Below are 23,550 nucleotides of genomic sequence, written 5' to 3'. Positions count from 1 at the left end.
ACTCCTCACGGGCTGATCCGGTCGATGATGAGCGGGCGCTGCGGCGGCGGGTGGTCCCCGACGCTCCAGGCGCCCTCCAATTCGGCGGCTGCCGGGGCGAGACGTTCCGGCGTGTCGGTGTACAGGGTGAACAGCGCCTCGCCTGCGGCGACGGGCTCGCCGGGGCGCCGGTGGATGCGCATTCCGGCGCCGAACTGCACGCGCTCGCCGGGCGCCGAGCGGCCTGCTCCCAGCCGCCACACCGCCAGTCCCACCGCCATCGCGTCGATGTCACCCATCGTGCCACCGCGAGGCGCCGTCACGGTTTCGGAATGGCCACCGACAGGCAACGCCTCGGCGGACAGCGCGGCGACATCGCCGCCCTGCGCCTCGACCAACGCACGGAACCGGTCCATGGCGGTCCCGTCGCGCAGCGTCTGCGCCGGGTCGACACCGTCGAGGCCAGCCGCGTCGCACGTCTCGCGGGCCAGCGCCAGCGTCAGCTCGACCACGTCGTCGGGCCCACCGCCGGCCAGCACCTCCAGCGATTCGACGACTTCGATGGCGTTGCCGACGGTGCAGCCGAGCGGCGCCTCCATGTCGGTCAGCAGAGCAATGGTGCGCACCCCGTGTTCGGCGCCCAGCTCGACCATGGTGCGGGCCAGCTCCCGCGACTCTTCTTCGGTGTCCAGGAAGGCGCCCGAGCCGACCTTCGAGTCGAGCACCAGCGCGCGGGTGCCCTCGGCGATCTTCTTGCTCATCACCGAGCTCGCGATCAGCGGCAGGGACTCCGTCGTCGCGGTCACGTCGCGCAGCGCGTAGATTTTGCGGTCGGCCGGGGCGAGCTCACCGGCGGCGAAGATCGCGGCGCCGAGATCGCAGAGTTGTTGGCGGACCTGGCCTTTGGAGATCTCGGCACTGAATCCGGGGATGGACTCCAATTTGTCCAGCGTCCCGCCGGTGTGACCGAGGCCACGGCCGGCGGCCTGCGGAACCGCACCGCCGCAAGCCATCACGACCGGCACCAGCGGGATGGTGATCTTGTCGCCGACGCCCCCGGTCGAGTGCTTGTCCACCAGAGCGAGGGGCTTGCCGGGGGCACCGGGACGCCGGAGGTCACCGAAGTCGAGCCGCTCCCCCGACGCGATCATGGCGGCCGTCCACCGCGCGATCTCGCCGTTCGTCATGCCGCGCAGGAAGATCGCCATCAGCAGCGCCGACATCTGGGCGTCGGCGACGCGGCCGTGGGTGTAGGCATCGACGACCCAATCGATCGCCTCGTCGGACAGGACGCCGCCGTCGCGCTTGATGCGGATCACCGACGGGGCGTCAAACGTCACAGTGTCTCCTCGGGGGTATGCGCGCGGGCCAGGTCGTCGGGGCCGAAAGCGTCGGGCAGCAGCTCGCGCAGCGGTTTCGGGCCGCTCGGGTGATCGATCAGCAGCTCGGCCCCGCCGTGTTCGAACAGCACCTGGCGGCACCGTCCACAGGGCATCAGCACCGCACCGTCGGGGCCTACGCACGCCAGTGCGACAAGGCGTCCGCCCCCGCCGGAATGTAGGGCGCAGACCACTGCGCACTCGGCACAGAGACCTAGGCCATATGAGACATTTTCCACATTGCATCCCGTGACGATTCGGTCATCGTCGACGAGAGCGGCCGCTCCCACCCGGAAGCGCGAATAGGGCGCGTAAGCATGGCGTCCGGCCTCAATTGCTCTGCGGCGCAATACATCCCAGTCTATTGCGGTCATCGCGTCACGCCATCCGAGCTGAGTCTGAATGCATTCCGAACACCCCGTCCCGTAACCCGAAGTCCCAGATAGGCGACCCTAACTTGCCCCTCTCGGGGCGGGCATATCGCTTCACGCTAGTTCGTTCAACAGTACAAAGGGGATTAGAGTCGCCCCGAGGTTTGGGTCCCAGGTAAACAGCACCGAGTTCCAAGCCTCCACCGATGGCGTTGGAGGGTCTTATGAGTACGGCAACACCAGCCGATACCGATTTACCGGCACCGCGGTCACGGCCTGCGCGGCGCCGCACTTTCTACCGTGGCGACCCGGGCATGTGGTCCTGGGTACTTCACCGCATCTCCGGTGCCACCATCTTCTTCTTCCTGTTCGTCCACGTGCTCGACACCGCGCTGGTGCGGGTCAGCCCGCAGGCCTACAACGAGATCATCGAGACCTACAAGACCCCGATCATCGGGCTCATGGAGATCGGTCTGGTCGCCGCGGTTCTGTACCACGCCCTCAACGGCATCCGGATCATCCTGATCGACTTCTGGTCGGAGGGTCCGCGCCACCAACGCACGATGCTGTGGGTGATCGCCGGGGTCTTCCTCGTGGTTTTCATCGCCTCGCTCGGCGTCATCGGCATGCACATGGCGGAGAGGTTTTTGTGATGGCCGAGAACCCCTACGACCACATCAGCGACCGCGGCGGTCCGGCGCCCGTCATGCAGCGCAGCTTCGACCGCCCCGCCGGCCTGGACAACCCCCGGGCGCCGCGGCGCGCCGGCGGAATGCCGAACTTCGAGAAGTACACCTGGCTGTTCATGCGCTTCTCAGGAATCGTGCTGGTCTTCCTCGCGCTGGGGCATCTGTTCATCATGCTGATGTGGGAAGACGGTGTGTACCGCATCGACTTCAATTACGTCGCCGAGCGCTGGTCCTCGCCGTTCTGGCAGACCTGGGACCTGCTGCTGTTGTGGCTGGCCCAGCTGCACGGCGGCAACGGGATGCGCACGATCATCGCCGACTACACCCGCAAGGACTCGACGAAGTTCTGGCTGAACACGCTGCTGGCGCTGTCCATGGCGTTCACGCTGGTACTCGGGACCTATGTGCTGCTGACGTTCGACGCGTCGATTTCCTGAAACGGAGAGCCCAATGATTGTTGAACACCGCTACGACGTCGTCATCGTCGGCGCCGGTGGCGCCGGCATGCGGGCGGCCGTCGAGTCCGGGCCCCGCGTCCGCACCGCGGTGCTGACCAAGCTCTACCCGACACGCTCGCACACCGGTGCGGCGCAGGGCGGCATGTGCGCCGCGCTGGCCAACGTCGAGGAAGACAACTGGGAATGGCACACCTTCGACACCGTCAAGGGCGGCGACTACCTCGCCGACCAGGACGCCGTCGAGATCATGGCCAAAGAGGCCATCGACGCGGTGCTGGACCTGGAGAAGATGGGGATGCCGTTCAACCGCACCCCCGAAGGCCGCATCGACCAGCGCCGCTTCGGCGGGCACACCCGCGACCACGGCAAAGCCCCCGTGCGCCGCGCGTGCTACGCCGCCGACCGCACCGGTCACATGATCCTGCAGACGCTGTACCAGAACTGCGTCAAGCACGACGTCGAGTTCTTCAACGAGTACTACGCGCTCGACATCGCTTTGACCGACACCCCGTCGGGTCCGGTCGCCACCGGCGTGATCGCCTACGAGCTCGCCACCGGTGACATCCACGTGTTCCACGCCAAGGCGATCGTCTTCGCCACCGGCGGCTCGGGCCGCATGTACAAGACCACGTCGAACGCACACACGCTGACCGGTGACGGCCTGGGCATCATCTTCCGCAAGGGACTTCCCCTGGAGGACATGGAGTTCCACCAGTTCCACCCGACAGGTCTGGCCGGCCTGGGCATCCTGATCTCCGAGGCCGTGCGCGGCGAGGGCGGGCGACTGCTCAACGGAGAGGGCGAGCGGTTCATGGAGCGCTACGCGCCGACGATCGTCGACCTGGCGCCCCGCGACATCGTTGCGCGCTCGATGGTGCTCGAAGTGCTCGAAGGTCGCGGCGCCGGACCCAACAAGGACTACGTCTACATCGACGTGCGCCATCTCGGCGAGGACGTGCTGGAGGCCAAGCTCCCCGACATCACCGAGTTCGCCCGCACCTACCTCGGCGTGGACCCGGTCAAGGAGCTCGTGCCCGTCTACCCGACGTGCCACTACGTCATGGGCGGCATCCCGACGACCGTCAACGGGCAGGTGCTCTCGGACAACACCACCGTCATCCCGGGTCTGTACGCCGCCGGCGAGTGCGCGTGCGTGTCGGTGCACGGCGCCAACCGCCTGGGCACCAACTCGCTGCTCGACATCAACGTCTTCGGCCGTCGCGCCGGCATCGCGGCTGCGAACTACGCACTGGGACATGACTTCGTGGACCTGCCTGAAAGCCCTGCCGAGATGGTGGTCGGCTGGGTCGGCGACATCCTGTCCGAGCACGGCAACGAGCGCGTCGCCGACATCCGCGGTGCGCTGCAGCAGTCGATGGACAACAACGCCGCGGTGTTCCGCACCGAGGAGACCCTCAAGCAGGCGCTGACCGACATCCACGCACTCAAGGAGCGTTACTCGCGAATCACGGTGCAGGACAAGGGCAAGCGCTATAACAGCGACCTGCTCGAGGCCATCGAGCTCGGCTTCCTGCTCGAGCTCGCCGAGGTCACCGTGGTCGGTGCGCTCAACCGCAAGGAGTCCCGCGGCGGACACGCCCGCGAGGACTACCCCAACCGCGACGACACCAATTACATGCGCCACACCATGGCGTACAAGGAAGGCTCGGACCTTCTGAGTGACATCCGGTTGGACTACAAGCCCGTGGTCCAGACGCGGTACGAACCGATGGAACGGAAGTACTGAGCACATGAGCGCTCCAGCCATTGAGAAGGACGACACCACCACTCCCCCGGTGCCCGAGGGCGCGGTGATGGTGACCCTGAAGATCGCCCGGTTCAACCCGGAGGCCCCCGACGACGCCGGGTGGCAGAGCTTCCGCGTGCCGTGTCTGCCCTCGGACCGTCTTCTCAACCTGCTGCACTACGTGAAGTGGTACCTGGACGGCACCTTGACGTTCCGCCGGTCCTGCGCCCACGGCGTGTGCGGATCGGACGCGATGCGGATCAACGGCGTCAACCGGTTGGCGTGCAAGGTGCTGATGCGCGACATGCTCCCGAAGAACCCCAAGAAGCAACTGACCATCACCATCGAGCCGATCCGCGGCCTGCCCGTGGAGAAAGACCTCGTGGTCGACATGGAGCCGTTCTTCGACGCGTTCCGGGCCATCAAGCCGTACCTGATCACCTCGGGCAATCAGCCGACGCGCGAACGGATTCAGAGCCAGACCGACCGCGCCCGCTACGACGACACCACCAAGTGCATCCTGTGCGCGTGCTGCACCACGAGCTGCCCGGTGTACTGGAGCGAAGGGTCCTACTTCGGCCCGGCCGCGATCGTCAACGCGCACCGGTTCATCTTCGACTCGCGCGACGAAGGTGCCGCCGAGCGGCTCGACATCCTCAACGACGTCGACGGGGTGTGGCGCTGCCGCACGACCTTCAATTGCACGGAGGCCTGCCCGCGTGGCATCCAGGTCACCAAGGCGATCCAGGAAGTCAAACGCGCACTGATGTTCGCGCGCTAGTCCTTTCGGGTTTCATGTCGATCCTGTCCTGGGGGCCCGTCGCCGACGGCCTGGCGCGAGTGTTCGCCCGGGTCGTCGACCCTGCACCGAAACCGGGTGTGCGGTTTCCCGAGATCGCGGGCGACAGCAGCACCGCTGTCGTCGACACACGTCACGGGCCCACCTCGGTGACGATCTACCGACCCCCGGGCGGCACCACACGTCCCGCGGTCTACGTCAACGTGCACGGTGGCGGCTTCGTCGTCGGTCATCCCGACCAGGACGACCCGTGGTGCCGGTACCTCGCGGCGCACGCCGGGGTGGTCGTCGTCAACGTCGATTACGTTCTCGCACCGCAGCATCGGTTCCCCGCCGCGGCGGAGCAGGTGTTCGACGTGCTGCGCTGGGCCGCCGCACCCGACCGCGACTGGGACGGCACCCGGTTGTGCGTGGGCGGTCAGAGCGCCGGGGGAAACCTTTCGGCGGCGGTGTCCCGGATGGCGCTGGAGGAGGGTGGGCCTCGCATCGCCCTCCAGGTATTGCACTATGCGCCCCTGGATCTGGTCACCCCGACGTCTCAGAAGTCCTCTCCGCTCGGGTTGCGCGCGATCCTCAAGCCGTGGATGGGCGAAGTCTTCGACACCGCCTACATCCCCGACCGCGGGGATCGAGCACATCGCCTCGCCTCGCCGGCTTGGGGCTCCAACGCCGACGACATCGCAGGCATCGCGCCGGCCGTGGTCATCACCACGGAGTACGACCGACTTCGAGACGAAGCCGTGCGTTACGCCGAAAAGCTGCGCACCGCAGGGTCACTCGTCCGCCACCATGATGTTCCCGGCGTGGATCACGGATACAACATCATGAGCGACGACACCGACGTGACCCGGCGCATGTACGACCTGATCGTCGCCGACGTCCGGGCTGCGGTGGACTGACGCGCAGCGCGCGGACGTCACGGCAGGCGCCGGGCCAGGAAGTCCCGGATCAGGGCCGTCACCGCGCCGAGGTCGCTTTCGAGCAGGAAGTGGCCGCCGTCGAACAGATGAATCTCCGCGTCGACGGCGTCGGCGGCGAAGGCGCGCGCTCCGTCGGGCCCGAAGAACGGATCCTTGTCGCCCCAGACCGCCAGCAGCGGAACAGCACTCGCGCGCAGATAGTCGTGTAGCGCGGGATAGATCTTCGGATTGGTCGCGTAGTCGAGGAAGAGCTTCAACTGGATCCGGTCGTTGCCCGGCCGCGACAGCAGCGCGTAGTCGTGAAACCACGTGTCGGGGCTGACAACGGACTCGTCCGGAACGCCGGCGACGTACTGCATTCTGGTCGCCTCCAGGGTCAGGATCCCCCGCAGCGCGGCTTCGGTCGCGGGCGTCTGCTCACGCTGGTAATCCCAGGCCGGCGCCCAGCCGTCGGCGACGAACCCGGCGTCGTAACCGTTGCCGTTCTGCGTGATGATCGCGGTAATGGCCCCCGGATCGCGCAGTGCCAGCCGCCAGCCGACGGGCGCGCCGTAGTCCTGGACATAGATCGCGTAGCGGGTGACGCCGAGCTGGGCCAGCAACCCGGCAACCGACGCGGTCAAGGCGTCGAAGGTGTAGTCGAAGTCCTCGACCGGCGGGGCGTCGGAGTATCCGAAGCCGAGGTAGTCGGGCGCGAGAACGTGATAGCGGTCGCTCAGTTCGGGGATCAGGTTGCGGAACATGAACGAGCTCGTCGGGAACCCGTGCAGCAGGACGATGACCGGAGCGCCGGGGTCGCCGGCCTCGCGGTAGAAGACCCGGCGGCCGTCGACGGTGGCGTAGCGGTGGTGGACCTGCCCCATGACTAACTTCCTTTCAACTTTTTAGTGGTTAGACATAGTCAACGCACGATCAGGTAACCTGTCAAGAGCAGTTTGGAGGTTAGTTATGGACGTGTCTGCGACGACAGGCGGTGACGAGGCATTTCTGCTCGACCTGCTCAACACGACGCCGGTCGTGGACGACGTTCCGACCGACGAGCTGTCGGACCTTGCGGCCGCGTCGACCTGGATGACCGCGCACGGCATCGACGCGACCGCCGAGGAGCGCGCGGCGCTCGTCGATGTTCGTGAGGCACTACAGCGGGTGGTGCGCGGCGAGGCGGCCCCGACCGTCCTGGACCGCTTTCTCGACGGCGTGAGCCTCACCCCGGCCGTTGGGGACGCGGGCGTGTCCTGGGAGCTCACCGGCGCCGGCGCGCCGGCACGGGCCGTCCTGGCCTGGGACGGCCTCCGCGTTCACAGCCCCGGCCGGCTACGCCCGTGCGCGAACACCGAATGCCGGCTGTTCCTCATCGACCGGAGCAAGCCGAACACGGCACGCTGGTGTTCGATGGCGATCTGCGGCAACCGGATGAAAGCACGCAGGCACTACCAGCGCTCGAAGAGCTGACCGGGGGTTACGGGACGTCGGCTTTCTCGTCGGCGGTGCCGGCTTTCTCGTCGGTGCCGGCTTTCTCGGTGTCGGTGTTCTCGGCGTCGGCGTTCTCGGCGTCTTCGGACTCGCCCCCCACGCCCTCACCGGCCCTCTTTCCGACCTGTTCGCCGTAGTACCGGATGATGACCGCCGCGGCGGCGGCGACCGGCACGGCCAGGAACGCCCCGATGACACCGAAGGTCGACGCGCCGAGCGTGACCGCGAGCAACACGATGACGGCGTGCAGCTTCATCGACTTCGACTGCAGCCACGGCTGCAGCACGTTGCCCTCCAACTGCTGCACGGCCAGGATGATGCCGAGCACGATCAGCGCGTTCACCGGCCCGTTGGCGACGAGCGCGATCAGCACGGCGAGGCCGCCGGCGACGAAGGCGCCGACGATCGGCACGAATCCACCGATGAACGTGATGATCGCGAGGGCGTAGGCCAGCGGGACACCCAGAATGACCAGCCCGATGCCGATCAGCACCGCGTCGACGAGGCTGACCAGCGCCTGCGTTCGAATGAATCCCCCGAGCGTGGCCCAGACGCGATTCAGCACCTCCGCCAGATGCGGCGCGGCGGGATTCCCGACGGTGCGGCGCAGCCAGGGGATGAAGCCGGGCCCGTCCTTGAGGAGGAAGAAGGTGACGACCACCGCCGTGAACACCGTGACCAGCGCCGAGGTCGCGGCGCCTACGCCGGTGAACACACCCGAGGCGATCTGCGCGCTGCTGGAGTTCAGGCGGTCGGTGATGGCCGCGACGGCCGAATTGAGTTGCGCCTCACTGATGTTGAGAGGCGGTCCGCCGAGCCAGTCGCGGACCTGGACCACACCGGCGGTGGCCTGCTCGGCAAGCTCGGTGGACTGCTCGACGATCGCGGGGGCCACGGCGGCGACCAGTCCCCCGATCACGCCGACGGCCACCAGGAGCGCCAGTAGGACAGCCGCGGCGGGCGGCACGCCCTTGTTCCGCAGCCAGCGCACCGGCGGCCACAGCACCGTGCAGATGACGAGTGCCAGCGCCACCGGCAGGACGATCACCCATGCCTTGCCGATGACCCAGGCCAGTACCCACAGCGCAGCGGCCACGGCGATGAGCTGCGCCGCGGCGACGGCACTCGACCGTAGATGGGCGGCGTAGACCGAGCCGCGGTTGGGAAAAGCCGTCGTGTTGTTGTCCACGCACCCTTCGTACCCGCCGGAGCCCGGTTCAACGTGTCACATGTGAGCGGGTCGTCTCGTCTCACCGATATGACCATCACACGCATCGACCCCCTCCCCCCGCACCGCGCATCGCTCGTCACCCGGCTGATGTGGCGCTATGCCAAACGCCGCTTCGGCGAGGTGCCCGAACCGTTCGCGATCTACGCCCACCATCCGGGCCTCATGATGGCGGGCGCCGCCCACGAGGGGATGCTCGAACGTGCGTCCACCGAACTTCCGGCCAGCGTGCGCGAACTTGCGGTGTACTGGGTCGCCCGCCAGATCGGTTGCTCGTGGTGCGTGGACTTCGGCGCGATGCTGATGCGCCTCGACGGCCTGGATCTCGCCCGCCTCGAAGACATCGACGACTATGCGACGTCACCCAGCTTCACCGACGACGAGCGTGCGGCGATCGCCTATGCGCAGGCCGTCACGACCGATCCGCACACCGTCACCGACGCCCAGGTCGCCGACCTGCGCGACCGGTTCGGCGACAAGGGTGTCATCGAGCTGACCTACCAGATCGGCGTGGAGAACATGCGTGCCCGTGTGAACGCCGCGCTGGGCATCACCGAACAGGGCTTCAGCTCCGACGCCTGCCGGGTGCCGTGGGCGACGTGACACCCCAGCCCCGAGGGCGACCACTCCCGCCGGCAGACACAGGGTTTCCCTGACGGCCCACCGGTGCTAGGTTACGAGGCCAGTGGAATCGTAACTACGAGGACGGGGCATGCGGATCTTCGCAACGGCGGTGCGGCCTGACGCGACCGCGGTGAAGGTGATCGCCTTCAGCGTGTCGATGCTGCTCGTCTTCGCCGCGCTGGTCACCGTCTTCGGCCAGTTCCGATACACCTCGGGCAACACCTACTCCGCGATCTTCGCGGACGCGTCCCGAGTGAAGTCGGGCCAGGATGTCCGGATGGCCGGAATGGCTGTCGGCACCGTGCAATCCGTCGAACTGCGGGCCGACAATACGGTGGCCGTGGCCTTCGACGTCGATCCGCGGTACCGGCTGTACGAGTCCACCCAGGCGCACATCCGCTACGAGAACCTCATCGGCGACCGCTACCTCGAACTCACCTTCAGCCCCGGCGAACTCGTCGAGCTGCCCCCCGGGTCGACCATCCCCGCGCAGAACACCAGGGCCGCCCTGGATCTCGACGCACTGCTGGGCGGGTTGCGCCCGGTCATCAAGGGCCTCGACGGCGACAAGATCAACGCGATCAGTGACGCGGTGATCGAGCTGCTGCAGGGAAATAACGGCGCGCTGTCCGAAATGCTCTCCAGCACCAGTGCTTTCACCCAGGACCTGGCCGCCCGCGATCAGGTCATCGGCGACGTGATCTCTCACCTGAACACGGTGCTGAGCATCGTCGACGACAAGGGGGCCCAGTTCGACGCGAGCGTGGACACCCTGCAGAAGCTGATCTCCGTTCTCGCCGCAGGCCGCGACCCCATCGCCGGTGCGATCGCACCGCTGGCATCGGCGGAGACCGACCTGACCGAAATGCTGGAGGGCAGCAGACGCCCCGTCCAAGGGGTGATAGAGAACGTCCGGCCGTTGGCCCAGCGCCTGGATGAACGCAAAGACGACATCAACAAAGTCATCGAACCCCTGGCAGAAAATTACCTGCGCCTCAACTCCCTTGGCGCATATGGCGCTTTCTTCAACATCTACTTCTGCTCGACTCGAATCAAGATCAACGGCCCGGCGGGCAGCGACATCCTCATCCCGTTCGGTGGACCTCCCGATCCCAGTAAGGGGCGCTGTTCGGAAAATGGGTGACACCGCGCGACTGGCGGCACTTTCCGTCACCGGTCTCGTCGTCTTGACCGGGTGCCAGGGAGGCCTCAATTCCTTGAACATGCCGGGCACGGCGGGCCACGGCCCCGGCTCGTTCACCATCACCGTGGACCTCCCCGATGTCGGCACCCTGCCCCAGAACTCGCCGGTGATGGTCGATGACGTGACCGTGGGCAGCGTATCCGGCATCGACGTCGTGCAGCGGCCCGACAGCACGATCTTCGCCACCGTCCGGTTGTCGTTGGACGCAACGGTCGATCTGCCGACGGACGCGACCGCTCGCGTCGCGCAGACCTCACTGCTGGGCAGCCAGCACATCGAGTTGGTTCCGCCGACACGGCAACGCGCTCACGGCCGACTCTCCGAGGGGTCACGCATCACCCTCGACCGGGGTTCCCGCTATCCGAGCACCGAAGAAGTGTTGTCCGCGTTGGGAATCGTGGTCAACAAGGGCAACCTCGGAGCGCTTCAGGACATCGGCGACGAGGTGTACGCCGCGGTCGCAGGCAGGGCCGGTACCTTCCGGGAACTGGTGCCGCGACTGGCCGAACTGACAAGCGCCCTCGAGCGTCAGACCGCGGACATCGTCCGCGCGATCGAGGGCCTCGACCGGTTCGCCGGAATCCTCGCTCGCGGCAGGGATGACCTCGGCCGCACCCTTGAGTCGCTGCCCGGCGCCCTGATGGTGCTGGACAGAAACCGCACCCGGATCGTCGATGCGTTCACCGCCCTGAGGAGTTTCGCCACCGTCGCGCAGCGGATGCTGGCCCAGACCAAGACCGACTTCGCGGCGGACCTGACCGACCTGTTTCCGGTCGTCAAGGCGCTCAACGACGATGCCGACAACCTCGTCAAGAGTCTGGAGTTCCTACCGACGTTCCCGTTCCACTACAAGTACCTCGCCAATGCGGTCCGCGGCGACTACCTCAACGTCTTCTCGACGTTCGACCTGACGGTGCGGCGCATGGGTGAATCATTCCTGACCACCTCCTTCGCAGATCCGAACATGAAGCGGCTGAACGAGCTCGTCAACGCTCCCGACTTTTTGGCGGGGGCAACGGCGAATCTGTCCGGTCAGGCTGCCGACCCCTTTGTCGTCCCGCCCGGTGCTGCGACCCAGCACGACGGGCCGTAGGCGGGAGGATCACGCGATGGGTGTCTACGCCGTCACCGGATCGGCGTCGGGGATGGGTGCGGCCACCGCACGCATGCTTCGCGCCGACGGCCATACGGTGATCGGTGTCGACCGCCACCGCGCCGACATCGTCGCCGACCTGTCGACGCGCGCCGGCCGCTTCGAAGCCGCACGGGCGGTGTTGGCAGCCGGTGACGGTCGGCTCGACGGCGCCGTCCTGGCTGCCGGTCTCGGACCGACCGGAGGGTCGGCACGCCTGCGGTCGATCGCCGAAGTCAACTACCTGGGGGTGGTTGACCTGCTGGGCACGTGGCGCTGCGCGCTGGCCGAGTCTGCGAACGCGAAAGTGGTGGTGGTGGGCAGCAATTCGACCACGACCACGCCCGCGGTTCCCCGCCGGACGGTCCGGGCGTTGCTGGCCGGCGATGTGGACGCCGCGTTGCGCAGCGTGCGCCCCTTCGGGCCGGTGCGTCCGCCCGTCGTCTATGCCGCCTCGAAGATCGCCATTACCCGATGGGTGCGACGACGCGCCGTCGAGCCTCAGTGGATCGGTGCGGGCATCCGGCTAAACGTGCTCGCCCCGGGCGCTGTCATGACCCCGCTGCTTGGGGAGCAGTTGGCCCGACCCCAGCAGAGTAAGGCGGTACGCCGATTCCCGATCCCCGTCGGCCGGTTCGCCGACGCCGAGTCGATGGGCCGCTGGATCCACTTCATGCTGTCCGACGCCGCCGATTTCCTGTGCGGGAGCGTCATCGTCCTCGACGGGGGAACCGAAGCCCATTTCCGCTCCGACGATTGGCCCAAACCCGTGCCGGTGCGCAGGGTGCCCGCCTACGTACGGCGCTTCCTCGGCTGACCAGCGCACATTGCCCCCTGTGCCGCGGCGTGGCGAGATGCGGTTGAATCGACACGATGACCGAGGAAGAGACGCGCGCCGGCGCGGGCGGGCGGCCGCGTGACGCCTCGATCGACCAGCGCGTGCTCTCGGCGACGCGCGAACTGCTGCTCGAGGTGGGTTGGGATGACCTGAGCGTCCGGATGGTGGCCACCCGGGCCGGGGTCGGTCGGTCCAGCCTGAACCGCCGCTGGGCGTCGAAGGCGGAACTCGTGCTGCACGCGATCCTCGGGGAGACACCCGATCTCTCACCGTTCTCGGGCACCGATCTGTCGGGCTGGATCGAATGGGTCGTGCGCGGTAGCCATGAGCTGTTCAGCGCCGCAGACGTCCGGGAGGCTGTTCCCGGCCTGCTCCTGGCACTGCGGGAAAACGACGACATGCGAAAAGCATTGTGGGCGAACTTCAGCGGCCCTGCGGTGCAGCTCTTCACCGAACACCTGCAGGCCCGAACACCGGCCCAGCGTCGGCGAGCGGACCTTGATGCCCGGGCCGTGCTCGTGATGGCTGCCGGCGCCGCGCTGTTCATGACCACGATCGCGGTGGAGGACGACTCCGATGCGCTACGCGATCGGATCACCGAACTGCTGCTGACCAGCGTGGGCGCGAAGTGACTCCATGATGGCGAGCTGCGGCGGCCGCCATGTCATGTTCAGGTCCGCCAGGGTGACGCTGTCGTCGGTGGGTGTGCCGGCGGTCAACAGCATCGCCGCTTCATAGCTCAGCCCGGCCGACACCGGGAGAAACTGTGCGGCGACGTCGCTCACGCGGGCCGCTGCCAGCAGCGCCCTGCGCGGCACGGGTAACCGCCGAATGCGGCGCCCCATCCCGTTTTCCAGTGCGTCGATCATCTCGTCGAAGGCCAGAAGGACTCCCCCGCAGAGGTAACGGCGCGGGCCCCGTCCGGGCTGCAGCAGCCGGGCATGCACCTCGGCGACGTCACGGACATCGATCATCTGCATGCCACCATCGATTCTCGGCGCCAGAGCCCACCGCACGATCGGCGCCCACCCCTGTTCGGTGACACCCGGTGCGGTGCCGAACGGCGGGCCGACGACGCTCGACGGGTAGGTGACCACGACCGGGGCGCCGGCGGCCTGCAATTCCCGGGCGACACGGTCGGCGTACGCCTTCGTCCTCGCGTAGGCGCTGCGGCCCTCTGTCGTCGGGGTGTCCAGCGATATCAGTCCGTCCGGTGGCGGGAACAGCGCGCTGTAGCTGCTGACCGACACCACGGGGTCCAGCCCCCGCTCGACACCGCGGCGCAGAACCGTCTCCGTGCCATGGGCGTTGACCTCCCACATCAGGGCCGTGCGGCGCTCGTCGGTACCCACCACCCCGGCCGCGTGGATGACGGCGTCGACCCCGGTCAGCACCCGGTCGATGTCCTCCCTCCGACGCACGTCGCCGACGACCACGCTCACCGAGCCCGACGCGCGCAGGCGATCGATCACCGGTGCGGCACGTTCGTGCGCGGGCACCAGGACCTGCACGTGATGACCGGCCTCCAGCACGGCCCGCGCCGTGTGTGCACCCAAGTACCCCGTGGCTCCGGTCATCGCGACGCGCACTGTCCACTCCTCGTCCTCGGTGCTAGATTCGATGCCAATGGTATCGATACAAGCTTTCACCCCCACCACGCTGGGTCCACTCACGCTCAAGAATCGCTTCGTCAAGGCCGCGACATTCGAAGGCGTGATGCCGCGCGGGCAGGTCAGCGATGCCCTCGTCGACTTCCACACCGAGGTCGCGCGAGGCGGTGCGGCGATGACCACCGTTGCCTACTGCGCGATTTCACCCGGCGGCAGGGTGCACCGCGACACCATCGTGCTGGACCGGGAACGTGCCCTGCAGTTACAGCGGCTGACGACGGCGGTGCACGAGGCCGGCGCATTGGCCTGCGCGCAGATCGGCCACGCCGGGCTGGTCGCCAACACGCTGTCCAACCGGACGTCGACGCTGTCGCCGTCGACGCGGTTGAGCGCACCCGCGATGGGCCTGGTGAAGGGCGCGACCGCCGAACAGCTCGACGAGGTCGTCGACGATTTCGGCGCGGCCGCCGCGAACGCCGTGGAGGCGGGGTTCGACGCGATCGAAATCCACATGGGGCACGGCTATCTGCTGAGCTCGTTCTTCAGCCCGAACCTCAACAGACGCACCGACCGATACGGTGGCGACACCGTCCGTCGTGCCGAACTGGCCCGCCGCGTCGCCGAGCGGGTCAGGGTGGCTGTCGGCGACGGCGTCGCAGTGACGGCCAAATTCAACATGGACGACGGCGTGCGCCGGGGCTTCTGGCTGACCGACAGTGTGCCGACCGCACGGCTTCTCGAAGCCGACGGTCATCTCGACGCCCTGCAACTGACCGGCGGCAGCTCGCTGCAGAACCCCATGTACTACTTCCGCGGCGAGGTCCCGATGGACGAATTCATCGCCTCACAGCCCGCCGCGGTGGGGCTCGGGCTCAGAGTCATCGGGCGGCGCCTCTTCCGCACCTACCCGTTCGAAGAGGGGTTCTTCCTCCCGCTGGCGCGTCAGTTCCGCGAGGCGCTGTCGATGCCGCTGATGCTCCTCGGCGGCATCAACCGCCTCGACACCGTGGAGAACGCGATCAGCGAAGGATTCGAATTCGTCGCTCTGGGAAGGGCATTGCTGCGAGAGCCGAGTCTGGTCAATCGTTTCCAGGCCGATCAGGGCGGTGAGAGCCTGTGCGTCCACTGCATGAAATGCATGCCGACCGTGTACAGCGGCACCCACTGCGTGCTGCGCGAGGACAGGGTGGCAGCGCTCGCGGCGCGCGACCGTGCATGAAAAGCCAGGCGGGGCGGCGTGCCGCTGTGCAGACGCGCGCGCTCGCGGTGCAGCGGATCAGCGCAGAGGTGAGCCGGTGAACTTGTCGGGGTTGGCGATGTCGTAGATCGCCACCACCCGGCCGTCCCGCACGGTCATCGCCTGGATGCGGGGTGCGATCGCGGGCGCATCGTCGGTGGCCTCAGCGCCCGGCGAGTACACGCCGAGTTCGCCGTTGACCAGACCGGCCACCCCGCTGTCGAACAGGCGCCGGGCACCGTACCGCTGCGTCAGGCCCAGCAGGAAACGAGCCACCTTGTCGCGGCCGTGAATGACCCGGGCCGCGGTCGGCGCACGACGATTCGAGTCACCCGTAAACGTCACCTCCGGGTGCAGCAGCGACACCACGGCCGCCAGATCCCCGGACGCCATGGCGGCCAACAGCTTTCCGACCACCTCGGCATGATCGGCCGCAGGCGGCGGCGCGCCGGACACGGCCCGCCGGGCGCGTGAAGCGAGCTGGCGCGCCGACTCCGGCGAGGATCCGAGCACCTGCGCGATCTCGCCGAACGGCACCCCGAATACGTCGTGCAGCACGAACGCCACCCGTTGATCCGGCGTCAGGTTCTCCAACACGACCATCGCGGCGAACCGGGCGTCCTCACCGGCCACCACCTCGGCCAGCGGATCGGACCCGTCGAGTGCCGTCACCACCGGTTCGGGCAGCCACTCCCCGACGTAGGTCTCGCGCCGATGGGCCGCCGACCGCAGGCGGTCCACCGCGAGGCGGCTGACCACGGTAGTCAACCACGCCTTCACATCGTCGACGGCCGTGCCTCGGCTCCGATCCCACCGCAGCCACGCATCCTGGACGATGTCCTCCGCGTCGGCGACGGTGCCGGTCAGTCGATACGCCACTGCCAGCAGGTGGGGTCGCACCCGCTGGAATTCGTCGACGCGTGCGCCGGCCGTCATGCCGAAAGTCTATCGGCAGCGCGAACAGCAACGGTAGCGGTATCGAAGGCAAACATCGCTACCTGCAACGATTTCCGCGTACGGGACGCACAGGTATTGGCGGAACCGTATATTGCGCCCATGGCTATCACGGAGGATCCGTCGACTCCCGCCGTCGGCGCCAAGGGGTTGCAGGCGGGCGCGCTGGGCCTCGTCGGCAACGTCGTCATCGGGCTGGCGGCCGTCGCGCCCGCCTACAGCCTCGCGGCGACTCTGGGCTATGTCGTGCTCGAGGTGCAGGAGAAGGCGCCGTCGATGTTCGTGCTGGCCTTCATCCCCATGCTGCTCGTCGCGTTCGCGTACAAGGAACTCTCGCAGGACACCCCCGACTGCGGCACGACGTTCACGTGGGGTGTGAAGGCGTTCGGCCCGTGGATCGGCTGGATCGGCGGCTGGGGTCTGGCGGTGTCGGCGATCATCGTGCTGGCCAACGTCGCCGAGATCGCCGCCATCTACCTGTATGCGTTCCTCGGACTGGACAACCTGGCCGAGAGCGTGCCGGCGACCGTCGGGCTCGGCTGCTTCTTCATCATCGCGATGACGTTGTTGTCCGCGCGCGGCATCGTCGTCAGCGAACGCGTGCAGAACGTGCTGATCGTGATCCAGTTCGGGGTGCTGATCGTCGTCAGCGTCATCGCGCTCGTGCGGGTGTTCTCCGACAGCGCCGGCGCGCAGGCGATCACCCCGCAGCTGTCCTGGCTGTGGCCCAGCGGGCTGGACGTCTCGCAGATCGCCGCCGCGGTCATCCTCTGCATTTTCATCTATTGGGGATGGGACGCCTGCCTGGCCGTCGGCGAGGAGACCAAGGACCCCGGCAAGACGCCCGGCATCGCCGCCGTCATCACCACTCTGATCCTGGTCTGCACCTACGTGCTGGTCGCCTACGCGCTGCAGTCGTTCGCCGGTTTCGGTGAGGTGGGGGTGGGGCTGAACAACCCGAACAACACCGACGACGTGCTCACGGTTCTCGGTGAACCCGTCGCCGGCCAGATCGCCGCCTCCGCACTGCTTCTCACGGTGTCGGTGTCGGCGCTGTCGTCGACCCAGACCACGATCCTGCCCACCGCGCGCGGCATGCTGTCGATGGCGGTCTACGAAGCCATCCCGAAACGGTTCGCCAGCGTGCACCCGCGCTACATGACGCCGGCGTTCGGCACCATCGTGATGGGCGTCTCGGCGCTGTTCTTCTACCTCGTGCTGAAGGTTCTGTCGGAGAACGCGCTGCTCGACTCGGTCGCGTCACTGGGGCTGGCGGTCGCCTTCTACTACGGCATCACCGCGTTCGCGTGTGTCTGGTACTTCCGCGCAACGTTGTTCACCTCGGTGCGGAACCTGTTCTTCCGCGGCATCTTCCCGCTCCTGGGCGGCATCGCGATGGCCGCCGCGTTCGGGATCAGCGCCAAGGACATGATCTCGCCGGACTACGGCTACACCGCGTTCGGATCGATCGGCGGGGTGTTCGTGCTCGGCGTCGGCATGCTGGTGCTCGGCGTTCCGCTGATGCTGGCCTGCTTCGCCTTCGGCACGAAGCGGTTCTTCCGCGGCGAGACGCTGGACGCGTCGACCGAAGTCAAAGTTCTGGATACCTACTGAGAAGGCTGGCTCAGCAATGCATTTGACCGTAGGCTACCTCGCCACCCCGACCGGGGACGACGGCATCGCACTCGCCAGCGCGTTGGCCACCACCTTCGACGCGACCGTGGACGTCGTGATCGTGGTCCGGGAGGAACTGCCCGACGGGCACCCCGGGCGCGCCGAATACCAGCAGCTGCTCGTGCAGCGTGGCGAGCAGTGGGTCGCCAAAGCCGTTGCGTCGCTGGAGTCCGACGGGGTCACGGCTGGATCGTCGGTGATCGTCGGCGAGTCGTTCGCCCAGGAGTTGGTCGCGTTCGCCGAGAGCAGGTCCTCGGACATGATCGTCGTCGGCGGGGCTCGCGACGGCTTCTTCGGCAGGCACACCATCGGTCCGGTCACCGGCGCCCTGCTGCACACCTCGACGATCCCGGTGGCGCTGGCACCGCGCGGCTACGCCGAGGATCCGGACGAGGCCATCACCGCGGTCACGGCAGCAGTGCCGACCAAACCCGGTGACGACAACCCGCTGCCATTCACGATCACCCTCGCCAGCGCTGCGGGACTGCGTGTCCGGATGTTGTCACTGGTGTCGGCGGAGAACCTCGCCGAAGCCGGCAGCGCCAAAGAGGTTCGGGCCCTGCAGCGTACAGCCGCCGAGGAGAACCTGGCCCTGGCGGCACGGGCGCTGCCCGACGCCCCCGACATCGAATCGCTGGTCGCCGACGGGATGACGCTGGAGTCGGCGCTGAAGAAACTGAAGTGGGACGACGGCGACCTGCTCGTCGTGGGCTCCTCGCGGTTCGCCGCGCCGCGCCGGATCTTCCTCGGGTCGACCGCCGCGCGCATCCTCGCGGGAGTCGACGTACCGGTGATCGTGGTACCGCGCGACGACGACTAGCGCCGCGCGCGGCTGTGCACGCGCGCTGGTGGCTCGCGAGCGCGCGCCGAATGCCACTAGTGGCGGCGCGGCGGCGTGCAGACACGCGCGCTCGCGGTGCCGACTCCTAGCCCCGCTTGGTGAAGATCGTGCGGTGCCACTCTTTGTCGACCGCACCGGTGATGTCGCTCATCACGTGCTTGATCGACAGGTACTCCTCGAGCGAGTACTGGCTCATGTCCTTGCCGAAGCCTGACGCTCCGAACCCGCCGTGCGGCATCTCCGAGATGATCGGGATGTGGTCGTTGATCCACACGCAACCGGCATGGATCTCGCGCGAAGCCCGTTGTGCGCGATACACATCGCGCGTCCACGCCGATGCGGCCAACCCATAGGCCGTGTCGTTGGCCTGCCGCAGCGCATCGTCGTCGTCGGTGAACGGCCGCACTGTCAGCACCGGGCCGAAGATCTCGTCGCGCCACACCTCCGACTGCTCGGACACATCGGCGATCAGCGTCGGCCGGTAGAACGAGCCCGGCCCCTCCGGCGCAACCCCGCCGGTGACGATCCGACCGCCCTCCCCCGGCGCCCGCTCGACCATGCCTGCGACCTTGGCCCGGTGCGCCAGCGAGATCAGCGGACCCAGATCCGTGTCCGGGTCCTGCGGGTCACCGACCACGATCTTGGACATCACCTCGCCGACCCCGGCCACGAAGTCGTCGTAGAGCGACTGCGCGACGATCGCCCGCGTCGCCGCCGTGCAGTCCTGCCCGGTGTTGATCAGGGCGCCGGCCACCGCGCCCTGGATCGCGGCGTCGAGGTCGGCGTCGTCGAACACCACGAACGGGGCCTTGCCCCCGAGTTCCAGCTGGGTCCGGTGCCCATGCGCGGCGGCGGCCAGCATGACCTTGCGGCCCACCGGCGTCGACCCGGTGAAGGTGACCATGTCCACGTCGGCGTGTCCGGCCAGCGCGGTGCCGACGTCGACGCCGGCACCGGTGACCACGTTCAGCACGCCGTCGGGCAGGCCTGCCTCGGACGCCAGCCGCGCGAGCGTCAGCGTCGTCAACGGCGTGATCTCCGCGGGCTTGATGATCACCGAACAGCCTGCGGCCAGGGCCGGGATCACCTTCCACACCGCCATCTGCAGCGGGTAGTTCCACGGCGTGATGGTCGCGACCACGCCGACGGCTTCCCGGCGAATGGACGACGTGTGGTCGCCCGAGTACTCCGCGGAGGCCTTGCCCTCGAGGTGGCGTGCCGCGCCGGCGAAGAAGTCGATGTTGTCGACGCTGCCCGGAACGTCGAACTCGGTGGCCAGGCGCACCGGCTTGCCGGTCTGGCTCACCTCCTCGGCGACCAGCAGCTCCGAGGCCTCATCGGCCAGCTTCGCGAGCTTGGCCAGCACCGACGATCGCTCCGCCGGGGTCGCTCCGGCCCACCCGGGAAGCGCCGTGCGTGCCGCCGACACCGCTGCGTCGACGTCGGCGGGCTGAGCGAGAGCGAATTCGGCCACGGGATCACCGGTCGCAGGGTTGATCACCTGGTGGACCGGACCCCCGGTCTCGACCTGAGCGCCGTTGATCCAGCTTCCCCCGAGGGTGACGGTATGAGCGACAGTCATAGGGGCAACGCTATCGCGCGCACTGCGCCAAAGCTACGCATACCGCACCCACAGATGGCTCGAACAATTGATTTCGCCGTCATGGTTGCTTGCCACGACGGATTCCGTGCACAATCTCTGGCATGGCTAACCCCGGGTTACCGCATGCCGTCGGCCCCGTCTCCTTCCGCGTCAACCAGTCTCGTCCCGGCGCTGCGTTCCAGCTCGACGAACTGTCCAAAGCGATCATCGAGAAGCTGCAGCAGGACGGTCGGCGCTCGTATGCGGGCATCGGCAAGGCGGTCGGCCTGTCGGAGGCCGCCGTACGCCAGCGCGTCCAGCGCATGGTCGACGCCGGTGTCATGCAGATCGTGGCCGTCACCGATCCCATGCAGCTCGGCTTCGCCCGCCAGGCCATGATCGGCATCCGCTGCACCGGCGACACCACCAAGATCGCCCAGAAGCTCGCCGAGATGGAATCGGTCGACTACGTCGTCCTCACCGCCGGCTCGTTCGACGCCATCGTCGAGGTGGTCTGCGAGGACGACGACAGCCTCCTCGAACTTCTCAACACCCAGATCCGCGCGCTACCGGGAGTGATATCCACCGAAACCCTTGTCTATCTGAAACTTGTTAAGCAGCAATACAATTGGGGTACCCGATGACAATAATTTCCGAAACCAACGAAGCGCCCCCCACCGGCGACCTCGGCGTGAAGGCCGACCGCCACCTGTGGGGCCATTTCGCCCGACACGGCGAAGGCATCACGCCGACGATCATCACCCGCGGCGAGGGTGTCCATATCTGGGACAGCAACGGCAACAGGTACATCGACGGGCTGTCGGGCCTGTTCGTCGTCCAGGTCGGGCACGGCCGCGCCGAGCTCGCCGAGGTCGCCGCCAAGCAGGCCGAGTCGCTGGCCTTCTTCCCGCTGTGGTCCTTCGCCACGCCCCCCGCCATCGAGCTCGCGGAACGGATCGCCGGCTACGCGCCGGGCGATCTCAACCGGGTGTTCTTCACCACCGGCGGCGGCGAGGCCGTCGAAAGCGCCTGGAAGCTGGCCAAGCAGTACTTCAAGCTGACCGGCAAGCCCGGCAAGTACAAGGTGATCTCCCGGTCCATCGCCTACCACGGCACACCGCAGGGCGCGCTGGCCATCACCGGCATCCCGACCTTCAAGGCGCCCTTCGACCCGCCGACTCCCGGCGGCTTCCGCGTGCCCAACACCAACTTCTACCGCGCCCCTGAGCAATTCAGCACAGACCCCAAGGCATTCGGCCGGTACTGCGCCGACCGGATCGCCGAGGCGATCGAGTTCGAAGGACCCGATACCGTCGCCGCCGTGTTCCTCGAACCGGTGCAGAATGCCGGCGGCTGCTTCCCGCCCCCGCCCGGATATTTCGAGCGGGTGCGCGAGATCTGCGACGAGTACGACGTACTGCTGGTCTCCGACGAGGTGATCTGCGCCTACGGCCGCATCGGATCGATGTTCGCCTGCAACGACTTCGGCTACACCCCGGACATCATCACGTGCGCGAAGGGTCTGACGTCGGGGTACTCGCCGATCGGCGCGATGATCGCCAGCGACCGGCTGTTCGAGCCGTTCAACGACGGGCAGACGGTGTTCGGTCACGGCTACACCTTCGGCGGCCATCCCGTCTCGGCGGCGGTCGCACTGGCCAACCTCGACATCTTCGAGCGCGAAGGCATCAACGACCACGTCAAGCAGAACGCCCCGGCGTTCCGGGCCACGCTCGAAAAGCTCAACGACATCCCGATCGTCGGTGACGTCCGCGGCGAGGGCTTCTTCTACGGCATCGAGTTGGTCAAGGACAAAGCCACCAAGGAGACGTTCAACGACGACGAGTGCGAGCGACTCCTGCGCGGCTTCCTGACACCGGCGCTGTTCGAAGCGGGCCTGTACTGCCGCGCCGACGACCGCGGCGACCCGGTCGTCCAGCTGGCCCCGCCGCTGATCAGCGGACAGGCCGAGTTCGACGCGATCCACGACATCCTGCGCAACGTCCTCACCGAGGCGTCCGCCCGGATGTAGGCCCTAGGCGGTGAAGCCGCCGTCGACATTCCAGTTCGCGCCGGTGACGAATCCCGATTCGGAGCCGGCGAGGAAGCTGACGACGGCGGCGACATCCCGCGGGTGGCCGTACCGGCCGAGCGCAACCACCTGAGCCTTGAGGCCTTCGGCGAACTCGCTGTCCTCGGGGTTCAGATCAGTGTTGATCGGCCCCGGCTGGACGTTGTTGACCGTGATCCCGCGGGGACCGAGTTCGCGGGCGAGCCCGCGGGTCAGCGACGACACCGCACCTTTGGTCATCGCGTACGCAGTGATGCCGGGGCCGGGCACGCGATCGGCGTTGATGCTGCCGATGTTGATGATCCGCGAGCCGTCGCCGAGATGCGCGAGTGCGTATCGCGACGCCCAGTAGACCCCGTTGACGTTGACGGCGATCAGGCGGTCGTACTGCTCGGCGGTGGTGTCCTCGAACGCCGAGAAATGCCCGATCCCGGCGTTGTTCACCAGCACGTCGAGGCCGCCGAGTCGGTCGGCGGCCTCGTCGACCGCGGCCGCGATCTGCGCCGGGTCGGCCGCGTCGGCCCGGATCGCCGACGCCGTGCCGCCGCGCGACTCGATGTCGGCCACCAATGCTTCGGCGTCGGCGGACGCGGCGGCGTACGTGAACGCCACTGCGGCGCCGTCGGCCGCCAGCCGACGGACGATCTCTGCGCCGATTCCCCGGGAACCTCCGGTGACCAGGGCTCGGCGTTCAGACAGCGGTGTCGTGCTCATCGTGGTGGCCTCTCGTTAGATACGAA

At 67.6% G+C, this 23,550-nt stretch carries 24 protein-coding genes; 16 read left to right on the top strand and 8 right to left on the bottom strand.

What is annotated here, in order from left to right; all coding sequences use genetic code 11:
* Positions 1-5 precede the first annotated feature (5 nt).
* Positions 6-1,319 carry a thymidine phosphorylase gene (locus tag FHR72_RS13325; protein ID WP_183468666.1) on the bottom strand — a complete coding sequence of 438 codons (1,314 nt, stop codon included), beginning with the start codon at positions 1,317-1,319 and terminating at the stop codon, positions 6-8.
* Positions 1,316-1,732 (bottom strand): cytidine deaminase, encoded by a 417-nt coding sequence (locus FHR72_RS13320; RefSeq protein WP_183468663.1) that lies wholly within the window; start codon positions 1,730-1,732, stop codon positions 1,316-1,318. Before FHR72_RS13320 ends, FHR72_RS13325 begins: the two co-directional genes overlap by 4 nt.
* A 221-nt stretch (positions 1,733-1,953) precedes the next feature.
* Between FHR72_RS13320 and sdhC the strand changes: the two genes are divergently transcribed.
* The 5 genes from sdhC (at position 1,954) to FHR72_RS13295 (ending at position 6,321) form a co-directional block, all read left to right on the top strand.
* Positions 1,954-2,382, top strand: coding sequence for a succinate dehydrogenase, cytochrome b556 subunit (sdhC, locus tag FHR72_RS13315; protein WP_183468630.1), 429 nt, complete (start codon positions 1,954-1,956; stop codon positions 2,380-2,382).
* A complete protein-coding gene (locus FHR72_RS13310) occupies positions 2,382-2,855 on the top strand; it encodes a succinate dehydrogenase hydrophobic membrane anchor subunit (RefSeq protein WP_183468628.1) in 474 nt (157 codons plus the stop codon). Before sdhC ends, FHR72_RS13310 begins: the two co-directional genes overlap by 1 nt.
* 13 nt (positions 2,856-2,868) lie before the next feature.
* On the top strand, positions 2,869-4,623 hold the full coding sequence (gene sdhA / locus FHR72_RS13305) for a succinate dehydrogenase flavoprotein subunit (RefSeq protein WP_183468626.1): 1,755 nt from the start codon (positions 2,869-2,871) through the stop codon (positions 4,621-4,623).
* Between the two features lie 4 nt (positions 4,624-4,627).
* A complete protein-coding gene (locus FHR72_RS13300; protein ID WP_183468624.1) occupies positions 4,628-5,404 on the top strand; it encodes a succinate dehydrogenase iron-sulfur subunit in 777 nt (258 codons plus the stop codon).
* Between the two features lie 98 nt (positions 5,405-5,502).
* On the top strand, positions 5,503-6,321 hold the full coding sequence (locus tag FHR72_RS13295; protein WP_311736142.1) for an alpha/beta hydrolase: 819 nt from the start codon (positions 5,503-5,505) through the stop codon (positions 6,319-6,321).
* A 17-nt stretch (positions 6,322-6,338) separates the two neighbouring features.
* Here the strand turns inward: FHR72_RS13295 and FHR72_RS13290 are convergent, their stop codons facing one another.
* Positions 6,339-7,205 (bottom strand): alpha/beta fold hydrolase, encoded by an 867-nt coding sequence (locus tag FHR72_RS13290; protein WP_183468620.1) that lies wholly within the window; start codon positions 7,203-7,205, stop codon positions 6,339-6,341.
* A gap of 85 nt (positions 7,206-7,290) precedes the next feature.
* Here FHR72_RS13290 and FHR72_RS13285 point away from each other — a divergent pair, with 85 nt between their 5' ends.
* A complete protein-coding gene (locus FHR72_RS13285) occupies positions 7,291-7,794 on the top strand; it encodes a CGNR zinc finger domain-containing protein (RefSeq protein WP_183468618.1) in 504 nt (167 codons plus the stop codon).
* A 7-nt stretch (positions 7,795-7,801) separates the two neighbouring features.
* Here FHR72_RS13285 and FHR72_RS13280 read toward each other — a convergent pair whose 3' ends face one another.
* Entirely contained in the window at positions 7,802-9,004 is a 1,203-nt protein-coding gene (locus FHR72_RS13280) for an AI-2E family transporter (protein WP_183468616.1), read from the bottom strand.
* A 69-nt stretch (positions 9,005-9,073) separates the two neighbouring features.
* On the opposite strand from FHR72_RS13280, the gene FHR72_RS13275 reads away from it, so the two are divergent.
* From FHR72_RS13275 to FHR72_RS13255, 5 genes are all read left to right on the top strand, one after another.
* Positions 9,074-9,646: a carboxymuconolactone decarboxylase family protein gene (locus FHR72_RS13275; RefSeq protein ID WP_183468614.1), complete on the top strand. Its 573-nt coding sequence runs from the start codon at positions 9,074-9,076 to the stop codon at positions 9,644-9,646.
* 109 nt (positions 9,647-9,755) lie between these two features.
* Entirely contained in the window at positions 9,756-10,811 is a 1,056-nt protein-coding gene (locus FHR72_RS13270; RefSeq protein ID WP_183468612.1) for an MCE family protein, read from the top strand.
* Positions 10,804-11,964, top strand: coding sequence for an MCE family protein (locus FHR72_RS13265; protein WP_183468610.1), 1,161 nt, complete (start codon positions 10,804-10,806; stop codon positions 11,962-11,964). Before FHR72_RS13270 ends, FHR72_RS13265 begins: the two co-directional genes overlap by 8 nt.
* A gap of 16 nt (positions 11,965-11,980) precedes the next feature.
* Entirely contained in the window at positions 11,981-12,820 is an 840-nt protein-coding gene (locus tag FHR72_RS13260) for an SDR family oxidoreductase (RefSeq protein ID WP_183468608.1), read from the top strand.
* A gap of 56 nt (positions 12,821-12,876) precedes the next feature.
* Positions 12,877-13,473 carry a TetR/AcrR family transcriptional regulator gene (locus tag FHR72_RS13255; RefSeq protein WP_183468606.1) on the top strand — a complete coding sequence of 199 codons (597 nt, stop codon included), beginning with the start codon at positions 12,877-12,879 and terminating at the stop codon, positions 13,471-13,473.
* Here the strand turns inward: FHR72_RS13255 and FHR72_RS13250 are convergent.
* On the bottom strand, positions 13,423-14,430 hold the full coding sequence (locus FHR72_RS13250) for an SDR family NAD(P)-dependent oxidoreductase (protein ID WP_311736135.1): 1,008 nt from the start codon (positions 14,428-14,430) through the stop codon (positions 13,423-13,425). The genes FHR72_RS13255 and FHR72_RS13250 overlap by 51 nt on opposite strands.
* A gap of 37 nt (positions 14,431-14,467) precedes the next feature.
* Between FHR72_RS13250 and FHR72_RS13245 the strand changes: the two genes are divergently transcribed.
* Entirely contained in the window at positions 14,468-15,670 is a 1,203-nt protein-coding gene (locus FHR72_RS13245; protein ID WP_183468604.1) for an NADH:flavin oxidoreductase, read from the top strand.
* A 57-nt stretch (positions 15,671-15,727) separates the two neighbouring features.
* On the opposite strand, the gene FHR72_RS13240 is transcribed toward FHR72_RS13245, so the two are convergent.
* On the bottom strand, positions 15,728-16,624 hold the full coding sequence (locus FHR72_RS13240) for a sigma-70 family RNA polymerase sigma factor (RefSeq protein WP_183468602.1): 897 nt from the start codon (positions 16,622-16,624) through the stop codon (positions 15,728-15,730).
* A 120-nt stretch (positions 16,625-16,744) separates the two neighbouring features.
* On the opposite strand from FHR72_RS13240, the gene FHR72_RS13235 reads away from it, so the two are divergent.
* Together FHR72_RS13235 and FHR72_RS13230 are read left to right on the top strand one after the other, a co-directional pair.
* Positions 16,745-18,256, top strand: coding sequence for an APC family permease (locus FHR72_RS13235; RefSeq protein WP_183468600.1), 1,512 nt, complete (start codon positions 16,745-16,747; stop codon positions 18,254-18,256).
* Positions 18,257-18,272: 16 nt separating this feature from the next.
* Positions 18,273-19,136, top strand: coding sequence for a universal stress protein (locus FHR72_RS13230; protein ID WP_183468598.1), 864 nt, complete (start codon positions 18,273-18,275; stop codon positions 19,134-19,136).
* Positions 19,137-19,242: 106 nt separating this feature from the next.
* On the opposite strand, the gene FHR72_RS13225 is transcribed toward FHR72_RS13230, so the two are convergent.
* Positions 19,243-20,739, bottom strand: a complete 1,497-nt coding sequence (locus tag FHR72_RS13225; RefSeq protein WP_183468596.1) for a gamma-aminobutyraldehyde dehydrogenase — start codon at positions 20,737-20,739, stop codon at positions 19,243-19,245.
* 122 nt (positions 20,740-20,861) lie between these two features.
* Here FHR72_RS13225 and FHR72_RS13220 point away from each other — a divergent pair, with 122 nt between their 5' ends.
* Positions 20,862-21,383, top strand: coding sequence for an Lrp/AsnC family transcriptional regulator (locus FHR72_RS13220; protein ID WP_183468594.1), 522 nt, complete (start codon positions 20,862-20,864; stop codon positions 21,381-21,383).
* The gene (locus tag FHR72_RS13215) at positions 21,380-22,771 is read left to right on the top strand and encodes an aspartate aminotransferase family protein (RefSeq protein WP_183468592.1); all 1,392 of its coding nucleotides are present in this window, start codon (positions 21,380-21,382) and stop codon (positions 22,769-22,771) included. The genes FHR72_RS13220 and FHR72_RS13215 overlap by 4 nt, the downstream gene beginning before the upstream one ends.
* 3 nt (positions 22,772-22,774) lie before the next feature.
* Here the strand turns inward: FHR72_RS13215 and FHR72_RS13210 are convergent, their stop codons facing one another.
* Positions 22,775-23,524, bottom strand: coding sequence for an SDR family NAD(P)-dependent oxidoreductase (locus FHR72_RS13210; protein WP_183468590.1), 750 nt, complete (start codon positions 23,522-23,524; stop codon positions 22,775-22,777).
* Between the last annotated feature and the right edge of the window lie 26 nt (positions 23,525-23,550).

It is taken from the genome of Mycolicibacterium iranicum, from assembly GCF_014190915.1.
Classification (GTDB): Bacteria; Actinomycetota; Actinomycetes; order Mycobacteriales; family Mycobacteriaceae; genus Mycobacterium; species Mycobacterium iranicum_B.
The sequence above is the reverse complement of the archived record's forward strand: the minus strand, read 5'-3'. Positions and strand labels throughout refer to the sequence as shown.